Genomic DNA, 21,246 nt, shown 5'->3' on the forward strand with positions numbered 1-21,246 from the left:
ACTCAAGGCATCAGGTAAAAAGCGGCCAGGCTGTGCCCGTAAAACAAGGCCGAGATACCACCCAGCGCCAGAAACGGGCCGAACGGGATAGCGGTCTGGCGGGTTTTGCCTTTAAACAGGATCAAGCCTATGCCTATCACGCTGCCGACCACTGAACTGAGCATTATCACCGCGGGCAACAGTTGCCAGCCGAACCAGGCACCGATGGCAGCCAGCAGTTTAAAATCGCCGTAACCCATGCCCTCTTTACCGGTGACCAGTTTGAACAGCCAATAGACCGCCCATAACACCAGGTAGCCAGCCATGGCACCCACCACCGCAGAAGTGATATCAGTGAAACCGTTATTCAGGTTGATCAGCAATCCCAGCCATAATAATGGCAAGGTAATATCATCCGGCAATAGCTGGGTATCAAAATCAATAAAGGTCAAAGCCACCAAGGCGATGACGAATACCAGCGCGAACAAGGTCAGTGGGCTGTAGCCATACTGCACGGCCACCGCCAGTGACAATGCGCCAGTGAGTGCTTCTACCAGCGGATAACGGATGGAAATAGGAGCTTTGCAGGCTTTGCAGCGGCCACGCAAAAACAGGTAGCTGATGACGGGGATATTTTCCAGCGCGCCTATCATATGGCCACAGTGCGGGCAGGAAGAACGCGGCACCACCAGGTTATATTTGGGTTGTTCCGGCACATCCTTGCCCTGCAGATCCAGGCAATTGGCATGCCATTCACGTTCCATCATTTTGGGCAGGCGGTGTATCACCACATTGAGAAAACTGCCTACCAGCAAGCCCAGGACCAGGCATACGCCCTGCAGAAAATGTGGTTCAGTTCTTAATAAACTTAAAACAGGTTCAAGGAATTCTGTCATGATACCGATAACACTATTAAGGTTGCTGCATCATCTCATCGTTAATACAAGTAAGCAAGATTAAAAACCGCGTACTCCGGGCAAAGCCTGTTGCAGAGCAGAAATGACAGGCTTGAAAACAGATTTAATGTCACCATTTATGTGTAAGATGAGAAACACACTGCTTTAAGTGGCTTCGCATCTGAATCTTACTAGTGAAGGAAGTTGCCTATGTCTGATCAAATTAAATTCACGCCGCCTAGCGAAGTTGAGCTGGCCGAAGTAGAACTGGGCCAGGTAGAACACCCGGCCTGGGATGAACCGGTGATCTGCCGCGTAGAAGTCGACCTGCCAGGATGGCTGGCAAACCTGACCGGACAATCACACTGGGAAGTCTACAGTGAAGAGGAAGAGGAAAATTGTGTCAGCTTTGCCATGCGCGCCTCACACAAACATGGCTTGCCTACCATAGCCAGCCGCTCAGACCATACCTTGCAGGCCCATGAATTGCAGGCAGAGGTGACGCTTTATCACAATGGCTACGCAGTAGTTGATGTAGACGGTGAATCGCTGTTTGATGGCGCCTTGACTAACGCGACCAATGAATGCGCACGATTGAGTTATTACCACGTCAGTGGTGAGCCTATCGCGCTTAACTAGTTGATTTTTTTATAGATTATCTTTAAATCTCACCAGCGCAGCATGCTAAAAAAAAACGCATGCTGCCGCTTTACTGCTGACGACTTACCGAGAACTGCGCCAAATCGAGCAAAGCCTGCTTGGCCGGGCCAGCTTCAAAAATATCCAGTGCCTGACAGGCTAACAAAGCCTCTTTCTGGGCCACCGAACGCACATAATCAAACGCTTTGACCGCATGCAGGATCTCCAGCACCTGTTCTAACTGCGCTACCTGCCCTTCCAGCAAGGCCTGTTTCACCAGGTCAGCCTGCGCCGCTGGTGCCTGCTGGATAGCGTACAGCATAGGCAAAGTCACTTTGCCTTCTGCCAGGTCATTGCCCAGTGTCTTACCTATCTTGTCACTGTCACCGCTCAGATCCAGCACATCATCGATCAGCTGAAAAGCAGTGCCCAGATGCATGCCATAGGTTGCCAGCGCCTCTTCACGGGCTGGCGTTGCCTGGCATTGCACCGCACCCAGGCGAGTGGCTGCCTCAAACAGTTTCGCCGTTTTAAAATGGATGACTTGCAGGTAATCCTGCTCACTGACGCCGATATTGCGCACGTTGAGCAGTTGCAGCACTTCGCCTTCAGAAATGATATTGGTGGCGTCGGCCAGGATCTCCATCACGCGCATAGTCTGCAATCTGACCATCATCTGGAAAGCGCGCGAATACAAAAAATCACCGACCAGCACACTGGCAGGGTTGCCATAAACATGATTAGCGGTAGATTTGCCGCGCCGCAGGTCTGAGGCATCCACCACGTCATCATGCAATAAGGTCGCGGTGTGTATAAACTCGATAATGACTGCCAGCTGGTGATGCGCCGGCGTGACCCCACCAGCCAGATCGCCTGCCATCAAAACCAATGCCGGACGCAGGCGTTTGCCGCCACTATGGATGATGTATTCTGAGATCTGGTTAATCAGCGGAACTTGCGATGACAAAGACTGGCGAACGACGACATCCACCTGCTGCATATCGTCTGCAATCCGCGCCAAACAAGCATTTAGAGACACTAAAACACCAATGAAAAAACAAAGCTAGAGGATACCATACCTGACATAACTCTCGCTATGCCGGGATGCGTCTAGCAGCCATGCGCGTGGCATAAGCTTGGTGTTTTTAATTGTTTTACAAAACAACGCGCGGCAGGACACAAGTTTTTTTAGAGCTCTGGCGTGTTGCAAAACAACGCCCTTTTTTACAGAAAATGCTGCGCCTTTGCATGGAGCGAACAGGATGGGTAAAGCACAAAGAAAAAAGCCTTGTTTCGTGAGAAACAAGGCTTTTTATTTTTGGCGCGCCCGGAGCGATTCGAACGCCCGACCCTTTGGTTCGTAGCCAAATACTCTATCCAACTGAGCTACGGGCGCCAAGGTGTTACAACGCTGTTGTAACGAGAGCAGCATTATAACACAGGTTTAAGATTTTTGGCGGTGAGCGAGGGATTCGAACCCTCGATACAGGTTTAAGCCCATATGCTTCCTTAGCAGGGAAGTGCCTTCGACCACTCGGCCAGCTCACCGTTTTAAACGAGTACTACATTACTGCTCAGACACAGTATTGCTACTGCATCGAAGGGCGCCATAGTACGCGAAAACCCTTCGTAAATCAACGCAAAATTAAAGAATGTTTTTAGTCAGCTCAGGCATCATCCAAAGCAAAAGCTTTGTGCAATACACGCACTGCCAATTCCATATATTTTTCTTCAATCACGACGGCGATCTTGATCTCGCTGGTGGAGATCATCTGGATATTGATGCCCTCTTCAGCCAGGGTGCGGAACATCTGGCTGGCAATACCGACATGTGAACGCATGCCGACACCGACCACGGAAACTTTGGCGATCTTGTCGTCACCACTGATCTCACGTGCCTGGATATGCCCCTGCACTTTATCACGCAAAATACTCAGCGCTTTGTTCATTTCGTTCTTGTGCACGGTGAAGGTAAAGTCAGTGGTGCCGTCAGCGCCTACGTTCTGGATGATCATGTCGACATCGATATTGGCATCAGCCACCGGCCCCAGGATCTGATAAGCAATGCCTGGTTTATCTGGCACCCCTGCCACAGTCACTTTTGCCTCATCGCGGTTGAACGCGATACCGGAGATGATTGGATCTTCCATGTTTCCCTCATTTTCTTCAAACGTAATCAGTGTGCCATCGCCTTCTTCTTCAAAGCTGGAGAGCACACGTAGTTTCACTTTATATTTACCGGCAAACTCCACTGAGCGAATCTGCAATACTTTGGAGCCTTGCGAAGCCAGCTCCAGCATTTCTTCAAAGGTGATTTTTTCCAGGCGGCGCGCTTCAGGCACCACACGCGGGTCGGTGGTGTAAACGCCATCGACATCGGTGTAGATCTGGCATTCGTCAGCCCCCAGGGCCGCAGCCAGGGCCACGCCTGTGGTATCAGAACCGCCACGACCCAGGGTGGTGATATTGCCATTGGCATCCACCCCCTGAAAGCCGGCCACCACACAGACATAGCCGTCATCCAGGTCTTTTTTCAGGTTGTGCTGGTCTATATCGAGGATACGTGCCTTGGTATGCGCATCATCGGTCAGTATCCTCACCTGGGCACCGGTATAGCTTTTGGCTTTGATGCCCAACTCAGACAAGGCCAGCGCCGTCATGCCTATGGTGACCTGCTCACCGGTAGACAGCATCACATCCAGCTCGCGCGGGTCCGGGTCCGGCATGATCTCTTTGGCCAGCGCTATCAGGCGGTTGGTTTCGCCGGACATGGCTGACACCACGACCACCACCTGGTGGCCCATGGCTTTGTAGCGCGCAACGCGCCTTGCCACATTGCGGATACGCTCAGGATTTGCCACTGAGGTTCCACCGTATTTTTGTACAATTAATGCCATTATTTCGCTCTAACTATCAAATAAATGCTAACTATAAATTAATTTAATTTTTGCTTTACCCACTCAGGCACACTGGCCAGCGCCTGTGGCAACTGGCTGGCATCCGTGCCGCCGGCCATGGCCATATCCGGCTTGCCACCACCCTTGCCACCGACCTGGCCTGCCACATGGTTGACCAGCTCGCCTGCCTTGAGCTTGCCGACCAGGTCTGCCGTGACCCCGGCCGCCAGGCTCACTTTGCCATCAGACACACTGGCCAGCACGATGGCGGCTGATTTCAGTTTGTCTTTCAGCTTATCCATGGTTTCGCGCAAGGTATTGGCATCTGCGCCTTCCAGATTGGCGGCCAGCACTTTGACACCCTGGATCTCCTGCGCCTGAGCAAGCAAGTCATCGCCTTGTGCGCTGGCCAGTTTAGATTTCAACCTGGCCAGTTCTTTTTCTAACGCCCTGACGTTATCCAGCACCTGGCTGATCTTTGCCGGAAGCTCCTGTGCCGGCGCTTTCAATTCGCCAGCCACGCGGTTGATCAGGGCCTGCTGCGCCTGCACCAGCTTGAGTGCGCCTACACCGGTGGTCGCTTCTATACGACGCACACCGGCCGCCACACCGCTTTCCGATGTGATCTTGAACAGGCCGATATCGCCGGTACGGCTGACGTGGGTACCACCACATAATTCTCTGGAAGTCCCGATATCCAGCACGCGTACCTCATCGCCATATTTCTCGCCAAACAGCATCATGGCGCCGGTTTGTTGTGCTGCTTCTATATCCATCAACTTGGCCAGCGTGTCAGTATTGGCCAGCACTTCGGCATTGACGATGGCCTCGACTTGTGCGATCTGTGCATCGGTGACCGGTGCATTGTGCACAAAGTCAAAACGGGTTTTTTCAGTATCGACCAGGCTGCCTTTTTGCTGCACATGTTCGCCCAGCACTTCGCGCAAGGCTTTATGCATCAAATGGGTGGCAGAGTGGTTACGCATGGTGGCGTGGCGCGCTTGCAGATCGACTTTGGCAGTCAAGGCATCGCCCACAGACAGAGTGCCGGTTTTCAGCACGCCATGGTGGCCGAACACTGCGGCCTGGATCTTCTGGGTATCTTCCACGGCAAAAATGCCGTTGGCAGATTTGAGCTCACCGCTATCACCGATCTGGCCTCCGGATTCGGCATAAAACGGGGTGTCATCCAGCACCACTACGCCGATGTCGCCTTCATTCAGGGACTTGACCGGGCTACCGTCTTTATACAGCGCCAATACCCTGGCCGGGGTTTCCAGTTTTTCATAGCCATGAAAACTGGTGGCCTGGCCTTCATATTCCAGGTTTAACGCCATTTTGAATTTACCAGCCGCCCGTGCCTGTTCTTTCTGGCGTGCCATGGCTGCATCAAAACCGGCGGTATCTACAGTCACGCCACGCTCGCGGCAAATATCGGCGGTCAGATCGAGCGGAAAGCCAAATGTGTCGTGCAGTTTAAAGGCCAGGTCACCATTGAAAATGGCAGGCTTGCTCGCCAGTTCGGTTTCCAGTATCTGCATGCCGTTTTCTATCGTTTCGAAGAAACGGTCTTCTTCCTGCTTGAGCACTTCAACGATGCGCGCCTGGTTGCGGACCAGTTCAGGATAAGCTTCGCCCATTTCCAGCACCAGGTCTGCCACCAGTTTGTGGAAGAAAGCAGCTCTGGCACCCAGTTTGTAACCATGGCGTATCGCGCGGCGTATGATGCGGCGCAACACATAGCCACGGCCTTCGTTGCCGGCGATCACGCCATCGGCGATCAGGAAAGAACAGGCGCGGATATGGTCGGCCAGCACTTTGAGTGACGGACTATCCAGGTCAGCAGTATTAGTTTCACGCGCTGCGGCTTTGATCAATGCCTGGAACAGATCGATCTCGTAGTTGGCATGCACGCCTTGCAATACGGCAGAGATACGCTCCAGCCCCATGCCGGTATCGACGGATGGCTTAGGCAACGGATGCATGACCCCGGCTTCATCGCGGTTGAACTGCATGAACACGTTGTTCCAGATCTCGATAAAGCGATCGCCATCTTCATCCGGGCTGCCAGGCGGGCCGCCAGGAATATGTGCACCGTGGTCGTAGAAGATCTCGGTACAGGGGCCGCAAGGGCCGGTGTCGCCCATCATCCAGAAGTTATCCGAGGCGTATCGTGCGCCTTTGTTATCGCCTATGCGTACTATCTTGTCCGCAGGCACGCCTATCTCCTGGTGCCAGATGTCATACGCTTCGTCATCCTCGGCGTAAACAGTGACCATCAGGCGCTCTTTGGGCAGGGCATACACTTGGGTCAGCAGCTCCCAGGCAAACGTGATCGCGTCACGCTTGAAGTAATCGCCAAAACTGAAATTACCCAGCATCTCGAAAAAGGTATGGTGGCGCGCGGTATAACCTACATTTTCCAGGTCATTGTGCTTGCCGCCGGCGCGCACACATTTTTGCGAAGAAGCCGCACGCGTGTAGGCGCGTTTATCAAAGCCGAGAAACACGTCTTTGAACTGGTTCATGCCGGCATTGGTGAACAGCAGGGTCGGGTCGCCATGCGGCACCAGCGAGCTGGAAGCCACCACCTGATGGCCTTTAGAAGCAAAAAAATCCAGGAATGCCTGGCGGATCTGTTTGCTGCTGGGGTTGCTGCCGTAACTAACTGTAGTCTTCTGCGCTGTCATCTTCTGCGTGTCTATTCAAAATTTTTTTAATTACATCAAACGTAAAGCCCCGGCTCTGCAAAAACCTGGCCTGTTTTGCCCAGTCTTCACGTGTGGTCGGGGACGCTTTAAACTTTTTGCGCCAGACTTCACTGGCGCGCTCTACTTCATTCACCTGCAATACTGCCACTGCCTCGGCCACCAGCGCATCATCAACGCCCTTCTCGCGCAACTCATTGGCTACCCGGGCTGCGCCGAACTTGGCCTGGCGGGCATGCACTATTTGCTCGGTATAACGGGCATCGCTTAACCAGCCACGCGTTTTGAAGTCTGCGATCAGTGCTGGAATATCATCCTCTTCACTGGCATAGGCTTTGAGTTTTTGCGCCAGTTCAGTCGCGGAATATTCTCTTTTACTTAAATACTCCAGGGCGCGCTGGCGCAGTGACTTTTCAGGCTGCTGGCGCAAATGGTTTAATCATCCTCAGTTCTGGCGGCGGTCATGCCATCTGCCAGGATATTGGAGTTGGCACGGATCTGCGCTTCGATCTCGGCGGCAATGGCCGGGTTCTCACGCAGGAATTCCTTGGCGTTCTCTTTACCCTGGCCTATCTTCTCGCCTTTGTAGCTATACCAGGCACCGGCTTTTTCTACCAGTTTGGCGTTAGAACCTAACTCGATCACTTCGCCCAGACGTGAGATACCTTCGCCGTACATGATGTCGAATTCAGCCTGTTTGAACGGTGGCGCAACTTTGTTCTTGATGACTTTGACGCGTGTCTCTGAACCTGTGACTTCATCACCTTTTTTGATGGCGCCGGTACGGCGTATATCCAGGCGCACTGATGCGTAGAATTTAAGCGCATTACCACCGGTAGTAGTTTCCGGGTTGCCGAACATCACGCCTATCTTCATACGGATCTGGTTAATAAAGATCACCAGTGTATTGGTACGCTTGATGTTACCGGTCAGCTTGCGCAAGGCTTGTGACATCAGGCGCGCCTGCAGGCCCATATGGCTGTCGCCCATTTCGCCTTCGATCTCGGCACGCGGTGTCAGTGCGGCAACCGAGTCGACCACCACGATATCCACAGAACCAGAACGCACCAGCATATCGGCGATCTCCAGTGCCTGCTCGCCAGTGTCCGGCTGCGAGATCAGCAGGTCAGGTACATTTACGCCCAGTTTGGCCGCGTATTGCGGGTCCAGCGCATGTTCTGCATCGATAAATGCGGCGACACCGCCCAGTTTCTGCATTTCGGCGATCACAGACAGGGTGAGCGTGGTTTTACCTGAAGACTCAGGGCCATAGATCTCGACGATACGCCCGCGTGGCAAACCACCTACGCCCAGGGCGATATCCAGGCCTAATGAGCCGGTCGATACCACCTGTAAATCTTCGCCGATATCAGCATCGCCCATACGCATGATAGAGCCTTTGCCAAACTGCTTTTCAATCTGGGAAAGTGCGGCGGCGAGTGCTTTGCTTTTGTTGTCATCCATGGTGTTGCCTTTTGTGTGTGAGGGAAAAGCGCTTTTCGTTTAAACGCTATATAATCAGATAAATAACTGCTAATTATTTCATAAATCGACCATCAGTGATATGGCATTCGAACGATTAATGCAGCGAATTGTCAACCGTAATAAGGCATACACGTTTAAGAGCAAGAAAGCATGATTCGTTTTCCGTGAGAGGAGCCTTTATGAACATCGTTAAATACATTTTAGGGATCGCGTTAAGTGGCATGGCGGCCTTATCCGCGCAAGCCGACCCTAACTGGTCGGTCGGCGTCGTGGTCGGCAATCCTTACGCGCCACCGCCGGTGTATTATGCACCGCCACCAGTGTATTACGCGCCACCGCCAGTGGTGATCTACCGTCATCCGCAAAGTACCTATTACAGCGCACCAGGCTATGCTTATGCGCCACCAGCGCCAGGCTTTATCCAGTTTGGTTATGGTAACGGTTATCGCGGTTATGACCGCGGCCCACGCGGCGGCTGGGGTCGTGGCGGCCATCATCACGGCCACCACCATCATCATTAATACTGCCCGGCTGCGCTAATCTGCGCCAGTTCTAAGCCAGTTCAGCCAGCCAAACTCAGCAAGCCGGTCAGCACATGGCTGGCAGCTTGCTGGCGTATGGCAGCTCTATCCCCTGCAAAATAACGCGTTTCCACCACTAACCGCTCCGCTTGATCTGAATCGCCACGTATCGCCCAGGCAAAACACACAGTGCCCACCGGCTTTTGTAAAGAACCACCGGTCGGGCCGGCAATGCCGGTGACTGCAGCGCTGATATGCGCCAGGCTGTGTTGTATCGCACCAGCCGCCATTGCCTGCGCCACCGGCTCACTCACCGCACCATGCGCCTGGATCAGCGCCTGCGGCACACTGAGCATATCAACTTTCGCCTCATTGCTATACGTGACAAAACCGCGGTCGAACCAGGCAGAACTGCCGGCGATTGCAGTGACCGCCTGTGCCACCATACCGCCAGTGCACGACTCAGCCAGCGCCAGCTGCCAGCCTTTGGCCAACAAAGCCTGGCCTAGATCGGCACTCAGATTTTCCAGGGAGAGCATCACAGCCACCTTTGCATGAGTTGCAATACGATGATAGCCATCACCGCCGCCAGGCCATCATCGAGCATGACTCCGAAACCACCGCCTACATGCCGGTCTGCCCAGCGGATGGGGAAAGGTTTCAAGATATCAAACAGGCGGAATAATACAAACGCAGCGACGGCCCAGGCCCAGGTCGCGGGTACGGTGACCAGTATCGCCGCCATGGCGACGATCTCATCCCAGACGATGGCACCATGATCGCTGACGCCCAGCGCACGGCCGGTAAAGGCACAACACCAGATGCCAAACACAAACAGCAGCAGCAATGCTAGCCACTGTTGCCAGATGGGTAACTGCATGATGCTCCAGAACAGCGGAAAGCCGAGCAAAGTACCGGCCGTACCGGGCGCTTTGGGAAACAGACCACTGCCCAGGCCCAGGCTGACAAAATGCAGGGGATGCGAGAGCAGCAGCGCAACATCCGGCTCTCGATGTGAGAGCTGCCTAGTCAAAATGCACATAGCCTTTCTGCGACAGCTCTATGGCAGTTTCGCCATGGCGCACGGTGAGCCCTGGTGCCTGGGTGACGCTACCGATGCGGCTTAAAGGGAGTGCCAGCGTGTGTGCCAGCGCCAACAACTGCTCACGTTGCTCAGGCGCAGCGGTAAAACACAGCTCATAATCATCGCCGCCGGTCAGCACTGCTTGCTGTATGACTGAGTCAGCCAGCTGGGAGTGTCGCAATTGCGGCTTGGGCAGCAAGGCCCAATCAAGGCTGGCGCCTTTGGCAGAAGCTTGCAGTATATGGCTGAGATCAGCCAGCAGGCCATCTGAAATATCCAGCGCCGCATGCGCGATCTCGCGCAATGCCAGGCCGAGTGCCACGCGCGGTTGTGGCAGGTGCATGGCAGGGGCAAGCTCAGCCACATCTTCGGCATGCAGGTCCAGCTTGCCCAGCCGCTGTTGCAGCCATAAAGCAGCTTTGCCCAGTGTGCCACTGACCCAGATATCATCGCCAGCCTGCGCCCGGTCACGCCTGATGGCTTTACCCAGCGGCACTTCGCCAAAAATATTAATCGCGATATTCAACGGCCCGCGCGTGGTATCGCCACCAATGAGAGAGACAGCATAACTATCGGCACAAGCAAACAAACCCTGGCTGAATGCGCTCAGCCAGCCTGCATCTATCTCAGGCAAGGCGATAGCCAAGGTGGCCCATTTAGGGTTTGCGCCCATCGCCGCCATATCACTGACATTGACTGCCATGGCTTTCCAGCCTATGGCGTAAGGATCAGCGTCGGCAAAAAAATGTGTGCCAGACACTGACATATCGGCAGAAATGGCCAGCTGATGGCCGGCAGTCACACTGATCAATGCGGCATCATCCCCTACGCCCAGGTCTGCTGCGCTAGCACCGGCCAGCGCGGGGCGCGTGAAATATTGCGCGATAAGATCGAATTCAGCCACGGCGTTGCTTCCACCAGCGTTGTAATAGTATGACCATTACCCATGCCAATGCGATGCCGACCAGGTCGGCGTACCAGTCATAAATACTAGGTTGGCGCGTGGTAGTCATCACACCTTGCAATATCTCCATCAGGGCACCAAAGGCAGTCAGGCCGACAGCGATCGCCAGCCGGTGTGCGGGGAATGCCATCAGGCCCCAGAATGTCACCCCGCCAAAAGCAATGATATGCTCTATTTTGTCTTTGTACAGCGAGCCGTCATTGCTGGGCGGCATCTCCATCAATAACAGATAGGTGAGCAGACTGAAACACGCGATAAAGATCAGCGTAGCGATGCTTTTGTAATTCATGATTCAATGATTCTTTAAACAATTATTCTTTAATTGAGGCAGTCGGGCGCTGGGCAGATTTGGGCCTGAAGGATTTAACGATAGCGTCTGCGGTTTCCAGGTAGGGCATGGGCTGGCTGGCAGTCGCCAGCAGATCCAGGCAGTAAGGCACGGCGGCAAAAATACCCGGTACCAGCAGTTTGCCATCAGCATCCTTCAGTCCTTCCAGGGTTTCCTGTATAGACTTGGGTTGGCCTGGCAGGTTGATGATCAGGCATTGTTTGCGGATCACCGCTACCTGGCGCGACAAAATGGCGGTAGGCACAAAGCGCAGGCTGATCTGGCGCATCTGCTCGCCAAAGCCTGGCATCTCGCGGTCGGCGATAGCCAGCGTCGCCTCGGGCGTGACATCCCTGAGCGCAGGCCCGGTGCCGCCGGTGGTGAGTATCAGGTGGCAATGCGATTCATCGACCAGCTGCCTGAGTGTTTCTGAGATCGTGGCCTGCTCGTCGGCGATCAGGCGGCTGACCGTTTCATAGGGTGATAGCAGGGTTTTTTCCAGCCAGGAAGACAGCGCGGGTATACCCTGGTCTTCATATACGCCTTTAGATGCGCGATCGCTGATGGATACCAGCCCTATGCGCGTGGATTGTGCTTGCATAACTTTTGGTCTGTCAGTTTATATTGCATGGATCTGGCTCGCACAGCCCTGGATCGCATGCCCGGGATGGAATTGCTGGCAATCCAGTTGGTCTGTGTTAATGTACCAGCACATCATAACATTAGCCGGCACATCAGTCAGACTAAAAGGTGTCATTGATTATGGAGAAAACAGATGAAAGTTTTATGCAACCCAGCGCATCTCACCTCTGCGGCCCGCGCATCAGGCAGTGGCTATTACCGCTTATGGCTACTGCTGGCCGCGATGACCCTGTGCATGACTGCGCCAGCCGCATTTGCCGATGACAATCTGTATGCCAAAAACTACCAGGCCCAAAACCAGGGCAATCTGCATTCGCTGCAAGCCAGCCCGCAACCCGAGTTATTGAGTGGTACCCGCCGTGATGATGACAATATCACCATGCTGGAAGATGGCTATGACCTGATGGGTTTCAGCGCTTTTGAAGCGGGAGAAGTGCCACCGAGTCTAGCCCTGGAACATGGCCGCGCTATCCAGGCGGACAAGATCCTGGTATACGTCAAAAAAGCCGGCAATGCCTCACCTTCCGCAAAAATGGAAGTGATCAAGGAAGCCATTAAAAAAGGCCAGTCGCTGACTGAAAAAGATGTGGCTGCCCAGCCTGGCAAATATCGCTATTACGCGACTTTCTGGGCCAAGTTACCACCGCCGGTGCTGGGTGTGCATGTGATCAAACTGGTGCCCCGCTCCTCCGCGCAGGCCGGTGATGAGCAGGAGACCGCCCCCTCTGCCGATGGTGTGCGGGTGATCGCCGTGATCCATGGCTCTGCTGCAGAACAAGCCGGATTGTTACGTGGTGACCAGTTGCTGACTATCAACCAGGAGAAAGTAAATGATGCCGCGACCTTGTCCAGCCTGGTCAGGCGCTACAAGGGCAGTAGCGTGACCTTGAACATACAGCGAAAAACCGAACCGCTGGCCTTGAAAGTGACTTTGTAAGCGCAGGCTTGCGCTGCACCCAGGCACCCAATTAAAAACAGAAAGTGTTATACATGTTTCAAACCACCTTCGACCACCAGGCGGCCCGCGTCGCCTCCGGTCAACTTGACGACATTGCGTTTTTGCGCGCATTGGTTGAGGATATCCGCCCGCACCAGGTCACCGATACTGAAAGTGCCAGCAAGTCCATACAGGCACTGTGTTTTTTGCTACAGCAGCAGCCGCAATTCGCGCTGGCCTTACGTAACAGCATCTTGCGCCTGCTGGATGAAAAAAGTGTCATCTCCCTTTATTCAGAGCACGGCATACAGTCTGACCTGGGCTTTTTTACCGAGATCTACCGCCGCTTCTCGCACAAACTGTTGCCAGAAGTGCCCGACCCCAGATACCTGAAAGATGTGTTCGGGCAGATCTTTTACCGCAATAGCGATGCCTACTGGGTCACCGGCGTGCCAAATACCGTCTGGCGCGACTTTATGCACACCCTGGCGCTGGGTGAAGGCAACCATGCGCAGCAGTTAAGTTGCATCCAGGAATTAAAAGATGCATTGCAAGTGCTTTCCTACCGCCTGTCCGCCTCTGGCCTGGACCCGGAGCTGATCCTGCAGCATGAAGACCTGGAGAATAATGACTCGCCATTTATCACGCAGAATATAGAGATACAGAAATTCCTCACCCTGCCGCAGGTCAGCGCCGACGATATCCAGCATCTGTATGAAGTGCTGAAGCGCTGCGAGCAACTGACCAATGATATCCGCAAAGCCAATGCCAAGACCGGCACCAGCATCTCGCTGACTGCACTGATGCAGCGTATGCTGCAGCAGATACACCGCATGCAATTACTGGTGGATATTTTGCATGGCCTGCTGCTCAGGCACGACGTCAGCGATGCCATCACCCGCCTGTTCAAACAGCTGGTGTATGCAGAATGCAAAAAAAACAATCTTTCGGAATACTGGCGCCAGAACACCGAGTTGCTGGCCTTGCGCGTGACTGAAAATGCCAGCCACACCGGCGAACACTATATCGCCCAGCATCGGCAGGAGTATTACAAACTGATGGGCTCGGCCATGGGTGCCGGGGTGATCATTGCCTTTATGGCCATGTTCAAGATCATCATTGCCAGTTATCACTTCGCGCCACTGGCAGAAGCTATTTTCTTCAGCCTGAATTATGGGCTGGGCTTTGTATTGATACACCTGCTGCATTTTACCGTCGCCACCAAACAGCCGGCGATGACTGCCGCCACCATTGCCGCCACCATAGACGATGACGGCCAGGACAGCAAGAACATACACAGCCTGGTCAACATCGTGGCGCAAACCACCAGCAGCCAGACCATAGCCATCCTGGGCAATGTCATCGTCGTGATCCCGATGGCGATGTTGATAGACTGGCTGGTGCTGCAATACAGCGGCCACCACTTTATCGGTGAGGCCAAAGCGCATATCCTGCTGGATTCCAATAACCCGCTGATCAGCCTGAGCGCACTCTATGCTGCGGTGGCGGGCGTTTGCCTGTTCCTCTCCGGCCTGATCGCCGGCTACCATGACAACCTGGCCGCCTATAACAACATACCTGAACGCATCGCCAACCTGCCCCGCTTGCAGCGTTTGCTAGGCAAAGAGCGTCTGTCGCGTATCGCCGACTATATACGCCATAACCTGGGCGCACTGGCCGGGAATTTCTATTTTGGTTGCCTGCTGGGTTTCGCTTCCGGCCTGGGAGTCATGCTAGGCCTGCCGCTGGATATCCGCCATGTCACGTTTGTGGCGGCTTTTTCCGGCTATGCGTTTTCGGCGCTGAATTTCCAGCTGACTTATTATCTGCTGGGCACAGCCTTGCTAGGCATAGTCGTGGTGGGTACGGTCAATCTGCTCACCAGTTTCGGGCTGGCTATTTTTGTGGCCATGAAATCACGGCAGGTGCGCTACCGTCACTGGAAAGCATTTGCGCTGGAATTGATAACCTTGCTCTATCGGCAGCCGTGGAAATTCCTGCTGCCGCCGAAAAGGGACTAAGCCTGGCTGGTGGGACCAGCTGAGGATGGAGCTGGCGTTTTTTCGATCAGAAAATGAAAGATGCCGTTCTCTTTTTTAAAAGACAGCAAAGTCACCGGGTGATTGCTGATCAGGTTGCGGATATTCTGCTCACTACCCAATGCCGTCGTTTTAACCAGGATCACCTGTCCGGATGCCAGGGCATCCAGGGCAGTCTTGGTTCTTAACATAGGTTCCGGGCTTTCCAGGCCGGTTAAATCCAGTTCTTGCTCATGCTGCTGCACTATCTTCCCCTGCTCATCCACGGCTGGCTGACCTTGCTTGCAAGTGCCGCAGCCGTTTATAAATAAATGGTTTTCTATGTATGACTTAAGCGTAGTCAGCCGTCAACCTACTGACAGCTGGTCTGGCGACGGATACTACTCAGCCAGCTCATCCGGTGCGCTGTGTGCACCTTCAGCCAGCTCGCGTATCATTTTGAATAATTCACGGCTGCTTTTGGGTGGCTTGTTGGCCGCCAGTTCTTTTTGCGCATTGCGTATCAATGTACGCATCCGCTGCACATCGGTACGCGGGTATTCCAGCAGAAATAACTCAAATGCTTTCGCATCTTCTATCAGGCGGGTGCGCCAGCGCTCCATCTGGTGAAAGCGCGCATTCTCTTCTATATGCTTGCCTTCCCATTTTTGCAACTGTTCTACGATAGGTGCCAGGTCTATGTCGCGCATCAGGCGGCCTATATACTGCAACTGGCGGCGGATAGCGCCGTTGGCTGTGAGCCGTTTCGCCTCAACGATCGCGTCACTTAAGGCTTCATCCAGCTGCAATTTCTTTAATCTGTCTTTAGGCAGTTCCAGCAATTGTCTACCGATTTCCTGCGCGGCGTCAGCCTCTGCTTTCAATTTGGTTTTACTGGGAGGGGAATCATCAAGCGGTTCTGCGGTCATGGTAAAAGCAATCTCTGCCAAATCACGGTATGATACCAGCTTTAACTGCCAAGCAAGAAACAAGCGCTCATAGCATGCAACTGGAACAACTCAAACAAATCTCGCAAGACATCATTCAATTGGCCAGGCAGTCAGGCGCCAGCAGTGCAGAAGCAGAAGTGAGTTTTGGCACCGGCCAGAATGTCTCGGTGCGTCAGGGCGAGACCGAAAATATCGAATACAACCGTGATAAAGGTTGCTCGGTCACGGTTTACTTCGGCCAGCGTAAAGGCTATGCCAGCACCTCTGACCTGAGTTCGCAGGCGCTTAAAGACACCGTGGAAGCAGCCTGCAATATTGCCAAATACACCGCTGAAGACCCTTTCTGCGGCCTGGCCGATGCCGAGCGCATGGCAACCGAATTCCCTGACCTGTCACTGCATCACCCGTGGGCCATCGATGTAGAGCAGGCGCTGGCATTAGCCAGCCGTTGCGAAGCAGCCGCGCTGGCGGTTGATGCCCGTATCAGCAATAGTGAAGGTGCCAGCATTTACAGCCAGAGTGGCGCGTTCGCCTATGCCAACAGTCATGGCTTTGTCGGGGGTTACCCTAGCTCGCGCCACAGCATCAGCTGTTCGGTGATCGCCGAATCCAACAATCAGATGCAGCGCGACTACTGGTATAGCAGTGCCCGCGATGCGCAGGACCTGGAGTCGCCGGAACAAGTCGGGCAGATCGCCGGCGAGCGCACGGTCAAAAGGTTAGATGCGCGCACGATCAAAACCGGCCAGTACCCGGTGCTGTTTGAAGCACCACTGGCCAGCGGCCTGATAGGCACACTGCTCAGCGCTATTTCCGGCGGCAATCTGTACCGCAAATCTTCATTCCTGCTGGATAGCCTGGGGCAGACCATAGCCAGCCCCTTGCTGCATATAGATGAAGACCCTTTTATCCGCAAAGGCGCAGGCAGCAGCCCGTTTGATAATGAAGGGGTGGCCTGCCAGCAGCGCACCCTGGTCGAGAATGGCGTGTTACAGGGCTATTTGCTGGGCAGTTATTCGGCACGCAAGCTGGGCATGCAATCGACCGGCAATGCCGGCGGTGCGCATAACATCCTGGTGCGCTCAACCGGGCACTCGCTACAGCAGTTGTTGCAGACACTGGATACCGGCTTGCTGGTGACCGAATTACTGGGTCATGGCATGAATATGATCACGGGTGATTACTCGCGCGGTGCCGCCGGTTACTGGGTAGAAAAAGGCGTGATCGTACACCCGGTAGAAGAGATCACCATTGCCAGCAATATGCAGGAGATGCTGAAAGGCATTATTGCCATAGGCAACGACATCATCCCCAACAGCTCAAAATCGACTGGCTCTATACTGATAGAGAGAATGACGGTCGCCTCTGGCGAATAAGCGGGCCGTGTGAATAACACGGTGGCATCAATAAAAAAGGCTTTGCAATCACTGCAAAGCCATTTTTATTACGCTGCCTGTTTATTGCGCAGCAAAACCTTTTTTTGTTTTAGGTTTTATTTTTCCTGCGCTTCCAGTGTCAGCAAGGTCTCATCGACGCCGGCCACCACATTGGCGACATGTTCTTCTTCCACTGCAGGCTGCTCACTGACCTGGTCTAGCAGTGGTGGCAATGCCTCTTGAGATTCAGTCGCTGCTGGCGTTTCAGTGATATCTGCGGCCACATCAGGTGTGTTTGGCTCAGGTGTCACAGCGTTGTCTTCCACTGCCACTGGCTGGGCCTGGCTGGTCAGCGCGACTGCATTGTCTTCTATAGGCGCATCTGACTGCAACACCACCGTATCAGCAACGACGGCCTGTTCTGCTGAAGTTGCCTTCGCTGGCTCGTCATCTTCCGGCTCAAACTCATCCTGCAGCAACTCGCTTGGCACCAGGCCATCCTGAACCTGGCTAGCACGGCGTTGCAGGTAGGCATCACGCATAAATGCATATGGATCGATAGACGCATCATCCACCAGGTCTTTGGCATCCAGCAGCTGGGTACGTTTGTCCAAAAATTGTACAAAACGCACCTGGTTATGGGCACGGATCTGGCCAGTGTTGTGCAGGTAAGTGATAGGGTCAGAAGTCACAGTATCAAACGCCAGGCCACCGGCGTCACGCACGGTGCTCGGGCCCAGGATAGGCAGCACTAGGTACGGGCCTGAACCTACGCCCCAGTAGCCCAGCGTCTGGCCGAAATCTTCCTGATGTTTAGGGATATTGTCCTTGCTGGCAACATCGATAAAACCGGCGATACCGAAAGTGGTATTGATGACAAAGCGGCCGGCATCGGTAAATGCCTGCGCGAATTTCAGTTGCAGCAGGTCATTCACTACCGTGGTCAAAGTACCCAGGTTACTGAAGAAGTTGCTGATGCCTGTACGCACTGGTGAGGGCGTCACTGCTTTGTAAGCCTTGGCAACCGGCTTCATCGCATATTGATCGACCACATCATTGAATTTGTATATTCCCCGGTTGACGCCTTCGAGCGGGTCTTTATTGGTGGTTGCACACCCGGAAAGACCGACCAGTACGGCAATCAATAATACGGATTTTAGTTTTTTCATATTTTTCATTATATTTAGATGAAGCAAATTGGTATAAATGCCTTTATAAAATTAATCATGGCATATTAAGAAGCTTATCTATCCTCCAAATACCCTGCAAGCACATTAACGGCGATCGCCATCCATTTTGAAGGGCGATCACGCTTTGCGACCTACAACGAAAACCTTACTGCCACCTTACCAACCGCAGCGTAAAACGAGTTTATTCTACATCAAATGTCATTTTTGCTTCACATTATTTTTGTATAGTGCCAGCGCCTGCTCTCGCTGCAAAGCATGGTTCACCAGCGGCAGCGGATAGTCCACTTCGGGCATGCTGGGCAGCTGATGTTTCTTGCCTGGCGTGCCTGCCCAGGGCGCGTGTATCAGCTGATTATCCAGCGCTGCCAACTCAGGCACATATTTACGAATAAACTTGCCCTGTGCATCAAATTTTTCCGACTGCGACTGCGGATTAAATATCCTGAAATAGGGTTGCGCGTCACAGCCGGTTGAAGCCGCCCACTGCCAGCCACCATTGTTGGCAGCGAAATCAAAATCAATCAACTTGTCGGCAAAATACTGCTCGCCCCAGCGCCAGTCTATCAACAGGTCCTTGACCAAGAAACTGGCCACCACCATGCGCAAGCGGTTATGCATATAGCCGGTCTGGTTCAGTTGGCGCATGGCGGCATCCACGATAGGGAAACCGGTACGCCCCTCGCACCAGGCAGCAAACCAGTCTCTGTCGTTCGCAAACGGCAGTTGCTCATATTCAGGCCGGTAAGCACGCCGCTCGAGTTGCAGATCGGGCCGGTGGTAACAGACCTGAAAATAAAAATCGCGCCAGATCAACTCGCTTAACCAGGTGGCAGCACCCGCATTGCCGGCCAGCGACAATTGCCACGCTGCCTGCGCCAACTGGCGGATGGAGATAGTGCCAAAGCGCAGATGCACAGACAAGTAAGAGACACCTTTGATGGCGGGATAGTTGCGCGCCTGCTCGTAATCTTCTATGCGTTGCAAAAAGTCGTGAAACAGCTGCTGCGCGCCGGCCATGCCGGTAGGCAAACGCAGGCTTTTCAAGTTAGTGCGCGAGAAACCCAGGCTTTCCAGTGATGGCATGGCTGCTGCGGGCATGGCGGCCAGATTGGAAAGATAGCGCTGCACCGGATAGGCTTTAAGATAAAACGCATTCAATTTGGCCAGGTGGGCTCTTTTATAAGGAGTGAATACGCCATAAGGCTTGCCGGTCTGGGTCAGGATCTCGTCCTGCTCAAACAGCACCTGGTCCTTGAACAGATGCAGGGTTCGTTCTTCACCTAATAAAGCCTGCGCCACCTGTTCGTCACGCGCTATCGCCAGCGGCTCGTAATCTCTATTGGCATACACGGCAGCGACTTGCAGCTGCTGCGCCAGCCTGGGGATCTCTGTCTGCGCCCTGCCGTGACGGACCAGCAGATCACCGCCTGCTGCCTGCAGCGCCAGTTTGAGTTCAGTGACACTTTCCCAGATAAATTCCAGCCGTCTATCGTGCTTGTCTGACAAGGCATCCAGGATATCGCTGTCGAACACGAAGGCCACATAGACCTGCTGGTGCCGCTTTAAAGCGTGATACAAGGCGGCATGATCTTCCATGCGCAAGTCGCGACGCAACCAGACCAAAGCTTTAGACATGATTATTCCCGGTGATAAGGATGACCACTTAGGACCGTATGCGCGCGATAGAGTTGCTCGGCCAGCATCACCCGCACCATGCCGTGCGGCATGGTCAATTTAGAAAGGCTGAATAACCACTGCGCCTGCACCTTTAATTGCGCATGCAAACCATCCGCCCCGCCAACCACCAGCGACACGTCGCGCCCCATCTCCTGCCAGCTTTTCAACTTATCGGCCAGCTGCAGCGTGGTCACCGCCTGGCCACGCTCATCCAGCGCCACCAGGTAATCCTTACCGGCGACTTCGAGGATACGTTTTGCTTCAGCTTCTTGGACGACTTCGCTGTTTTTGCCAGCGGCCCGCTTGTCGGGCTTGATCTCTATGATGCGTGTTTCCAGCTCGGGCGGCATGCGTTTCAGATATTCGGCACAGGCGGATTCAACCCAGTCAGGCATTTTATGTCCCACCGAGATGATATTCAGCTTCATGCAGAAATGGCGACCGGGTTAGATAACAAGCAAGGCTGCGCGCGGCTACCCTTAAAACCGTTGCGACCCTGCAAGGCCACGCCAGTGATAAGGTTGAGTGCAGTTTGCACCCTGCTCTGCGCGCACATAGTGCAGATAGCTAGGATTAAGCGGCTGAAGCTGCGCGTCGCGATTGCGACTCGCTCCATAATTGCTCTAGGTTGTAGTAGGCACGGGTAGCCGGCACCATGACATGGATGACGATCTCGCCCAGGTCAACCAATACCCACTCACCATCTTTTTCACCTTCAATGCCACGCGTTTCTGCGCCTTTTTCTTTGAGCTTGTCGCGCACATTGTCAGCGATCGCCTTGCACTGGCGGGTGGAATTACCACTGGCCACTATCATGTAGCTGGTGAGCGTGGTCATCTGACGCACGTCCATCACGGTAATATCAAAGGCTTTAATATCTTCCAGCGCGTCGACTACGGCCAGTTTCATCTCCTCCAGGGAGATGCTGTTATCTATAGGTTGCATAGGCACATTC

At 53.8% G+C, this 21,246-nt stretch carries 22 protein-coding genes and 2 tRNA genes; 5 read left to right on the top strand and 19 right to left on the bottom strand.

Features of this window, described 5'->3' with window-relative positions:
* Positions 1–2: 2 nt before the first annotated feature.
* Positions 3–875 carry a prepilin peptidase gene (locus ACFQ1Z_RS06525; RefSeq protein ID WP_379056472.1) on the bottom strand — a complete coding sequence of 291 codons (873 nt, stop codon included), beginning with the start codon at positions 873–875 and terminating at the stop codon, positions 3–5.
* A gap of 210 nt (positions 876–1,085) precedes the next feature.
* On the opposite strand from ACFQ1Z_RS06525, the gene ACFQ1Z_RS06530 reads away from it, so the two are divergent.
* Positions 1,086–1,514 (top strand): hypothetical protein, encoded by a 429-nt coding sequence (locus tag ACFQ1Z_RS06530; RefSeq protein WP_379056473.1) that lies wholly within the window; start codon positions 1,086–1,088, stop codon positions 1,512–1,514.
* 70 nt (positions 1,515–1,584) lie between these two features.
* Here the strand turns inward: ACFQ1Z_RS06530 and ACFQ1Z_RS06535 are convergent, their stop codons facing one another.
* The 7 genes from ACFQ1Z_RS06535 to recA all read right to left on the bottom strand — a co-directional run bounded on the left by ACFQ1Z_RS06535 (position 1,585) and on the right by recA (position 8,583).
* Positions 1,585–2,514, bottom strand: coding sequence for a polyprenyl synthetase family protein (locus ACFQ1Z_RS06535; protein ID WP_379057191.1), 930 nt, complete (start codon positions 2,512–2,514; stop codon positions 1,585–1,587).
* A gap of 319 nt (positions 2,515–2,833) precedes the next feature.
* A tRNA-Arg gene (locus ACFQ1Z_RS06540) sits at positions 2,834–2,910 on the bottom strand.
* A 58-nt stretch (positions 2,911–2,968) separates the two neighbouring features.
* Positions 2,969–3,062 (bottom strand) — tRNA-Ser (locus tag ACFQ1Z_RS06545).
* 119 nt (positions 3,063–3,181) lie between these two features.
* Positions 3,182–4,411, bottom strand: coding sequence for an aspartate kinase (locus tag ACFQ1Z_RS06550; RefSeq protein ID WP_379056474.1), 1,230 nt, complete (start codon positions 4,409–4,411; stop codon positions 3,182–3,184).
* A 38-nt stretch (positions 4,412–4,449) separates the two neighbouring features.
* The gene (gene alaS / locus ACFQ1Z_RS06555) at positions 4,450–7,101 is read right to left on the bottom strand and encodes an alanine--tRNA ligase (protein ID WP_379056475.1); all 2,652 of its coding nucleotides are present in this window, start codon (positions 7,099–7,101) and stop codon (positions 4,450–4,452) included.
* A complete protein-coding gene (recX, locus tag ACFQ1Z_RS06560; protein ID WP_379056476.1) occupies positions 7,076–7,549 on the bottom strand; it encodes a recombination regulator RecX in 474 nt (157 codons plus the stop codon). The genes alaS and recX overlap by 26 nt, the downstream gene beginning before the upstream one ends.
* Positions 7,550–7,554: 5 nt before the next feature.
* Positions 7,555–8,583 (bottom strand): recombinase RecA, encoded by a 1,029-nt coding sequence (gene recA, locus ACFQ1Z_RS06565; protein ID WP_379056478.1) that lies wholly within the window; start codon positions 8,581–8,583, stop codon positions 7,555–7,557.
* Positions 8,584–8,783: 200 nt separating this feature from the next.
* On the opposite strand from recA, the gene ACFQ1Z_RS06570 reads away from it, so the two are divergent.
* Entirely contained in the window at positions 8,784–9,125 is a 342-nt protein-coding gene (locus ACFQ1Z_RS06570; protein ID WP_379056479.1) for a hypothetical protein, read from the top strand.
* A gap of 41 nt (positions 9,126–9,166) precedes the next feature.
* Here ACFQ1Z_RS06570 and ACFQ1Z_RS06575 read toward each other — a convergent pair whose 3' ends face one another.
* The 5 genes from ACFQ1Z_RS06575 to mog are packed head-to-tail and all read right to left on the bottom strand — an operon-like array spanning position 9,167 to position 12,102.
* The gene (locus ACFQ1Z_RS06575; protein ID WP_379056480.1) at positions 9,167–9,664 is read right to left on the bottom strand and encodes a CinA family protein; all 498 of its coding nucleotides are present in this window, start codon (positions 9,662–9,664) and stop codon (positions 9,167–9,169) included.
* Positions 9,664–10,167: a phosphatidylglycerophosphatase A family protein gene (locus ACFQ1Z_RS06580; RefSeq protein WP_379056481.1), complete on the bottom strand. Its 504-nt coding sequence runs from the start codon at positions 10,165–10,167 to the stop codon at positions 9,664–9,666. Before ACFQ1Z_RS06580 ends, ACFQ1Z_RS06575 begins: the two co-directional genes overlap by 1 nt.
* Positions 10,151–11,113 (bottom strand): thiamine-phosphate kinase, encoded by a 963-nt coding sequence (gene thiL / locus ACFQ1Z_RS06585; RefSeq protein ID WP_379056483.1) that lies wholly within the window; start codon positions 11,111–11,113, stop codon positions 10,151–10,153. Before thiL ends, ACFQ1Z_RS06580 begins: the two co-directional genes overlap by 17 nt.
* Entirely contained in the window at positions 11,106–11,462 is a 357-nt protein-coding gene (locus tag ACFQ1Z_RS06590) for a VanZ family protein (RefSeq protein ID WP_379056484.1), read from the bottom strand. The genes thiL and ACFQ1Z_RS06590 overlap by 8 nt, the downstream gene beginning before the upstream one ends.
* Positions 11,463–11,484: 22 nt before the next feature.
* Positions 11,485–12,102, bottom strand: a complete 618-nt coding sequence (gene mog / locus ACFQ1Z_RS06595; RefSeq protein ID WP_379056486.1) for a molybdopterin adenylyltransferase — start codon at positions 12,100–12,102, stop codon at positions 11,485–11,487.
* A 174-nt stretch (positions 12,103–12,276) separates the two neighbouring features.
* On the opposite strand from mog, the gene ACFQ1Z_RS06600 reads away from it, so the two are divergent.
* Together ACFQ1Z_RS06600 and ACFQ1Z_RS06605 are read left to right on the top strand one after the other, a co-directional pair.
* The gene (locus ACFQ1Z_RS06600) at positions 12,277–13,080 is read left to right on the top strand and encodes a PDZ domain-containing protein (protein ID WP_379056487.1); all 804 of its coding nucleotides are present in this window, start codon (positions 12,277–12,279) and stop codon (positions 13,078–13,080) included.
* Between the two features lie 53 nt (positions 13,081–13,133).
* Entirely contained in the window at positions 13,134–15,101 is a 1,968-nt protein-coding gene (locus ACFQ1Z_RS06605; protein WP_379056488.1) for a site-specific recombinase, read from the top strand.
* Here the strand turns inward: ACFQ1Z_RS06605 and ACFQ1Z_RS06610 are convergent.
* Together ACFQ1Z_RS06610 and yjgA are read right to left on the bottom strand one after the other, a co-directional pair.
* Positions 15,098–15,385, bottom strand: a complete 288-nt coding sequence (locus ACFQ1Z_RS06610; protein ID WP_379056489.1) for a sulfurtransferase TusA family protein — start codon at positions 15,383–15,385, stop codon at positions 15,098–15,100. The genes ACFQ1Z_RS06605 and ACFQ1Z_RS06610 overlap by 4 nt on opposite strands.
* Positions 15,386–15,499: 114 nt before the next feature.
* Complete coding sequence (yjgA, locus tag ACFQ1Z_RS06615) at positions 15,500–16,027, bottom strand: ribosome biogenesis factor YjgA (RefSeq protein ID WP_379056490.1); 528 nt, start codon at positions 16,025–16,027, stop codon at positions 15,500–15,502.
* Positions 16,028–16,101: 74 nt separating this feature from the next.
* Here yjgA and pmbA point away from each other — a divergent pair, with 74 nt between their 5' ends.
* The gene (gene pmbA, locus ACFQ1Z_RS06620; protein ID WP_379056491.1) at positions 16,102–17,424 is read left to right on the top strand and encodes a metalloprotease PmbA; all 1,323 of its coding nucleotides are present in this window, start codon (positions 16,102–16,104) and stop codon (positions 17,422–17,424) included.
* A 116-nt stretch (positions 17,425–17,540) separates the two neighbouring features.
* On the opposite strand, the gene ACFQ1Z_RS06625 is transcribed toward pmbA, so the two are convergent.
* The 4 genes from ACFQ1Z_RS06625 to rsfS form a co-directional block, all read right to left on the bottom strand.
* Positions 17,541–18,593, bottom strand: coding sequence for an MlaA family lipoprotein (locus ACFQ1Z_RS06625; protein WP_379056493.1), 1,053 nt, complete (start codon positions 18,591–18,593; stop codon positions 17,541–17,543).
* A 219-nt stretch (positions 18,594–18,812) separates the two neighbouring features.
* Positions 18,813–20,249: a cryptochrome/photolyase family protein gene (locus ACFQ1Z_RS06630; RefSeq protein WP_379056494.1), complete on the bottom strand. Its 1,437-nt coding sequence runs from the start codon at positions 20,247–20,249 to the stop codon at positions 18,813–18,815.
* A gap of 2 nt (positions 20,250–20,251) precedes the next feature.
* Positions 20,252–20,719, bottom strand: a complete 468-nt coding sequence (gene rlmH / locus ACFQ1Z_RS06635) for a 23S rRNA (pseudouridine(1915)-N(3))-methyltransferase RlmH (protein ID WP_379056495.1) — start codon at positions 20,717–20,719, stop codon at positions 20,252–20,254.
* 145 nt (positions 20,720–20,864) lie between these two features.
* Entirely contained in the window at positions 20,865–21,236 is a 372-nt protein-coding gene (gene rsfS, locus ACFQ1Z_RS06640) for a ribosome silencing factor (protein WP_379056498.1), read from the bottom strand.
* Between the last annotated feature and the right edge of the window lie 10 nt (positions 21,237–21,246).

This window comes from Methylophilus luteus, assembly GCF_042676265.1.
Taxonomy (GTDB): domain Bacteria; phylum Pseudomonadota; class Gammaproteobacteria; order Burkholderiales; family Methylophilaceae; genus Methylophilus; species Methylophilus luteus.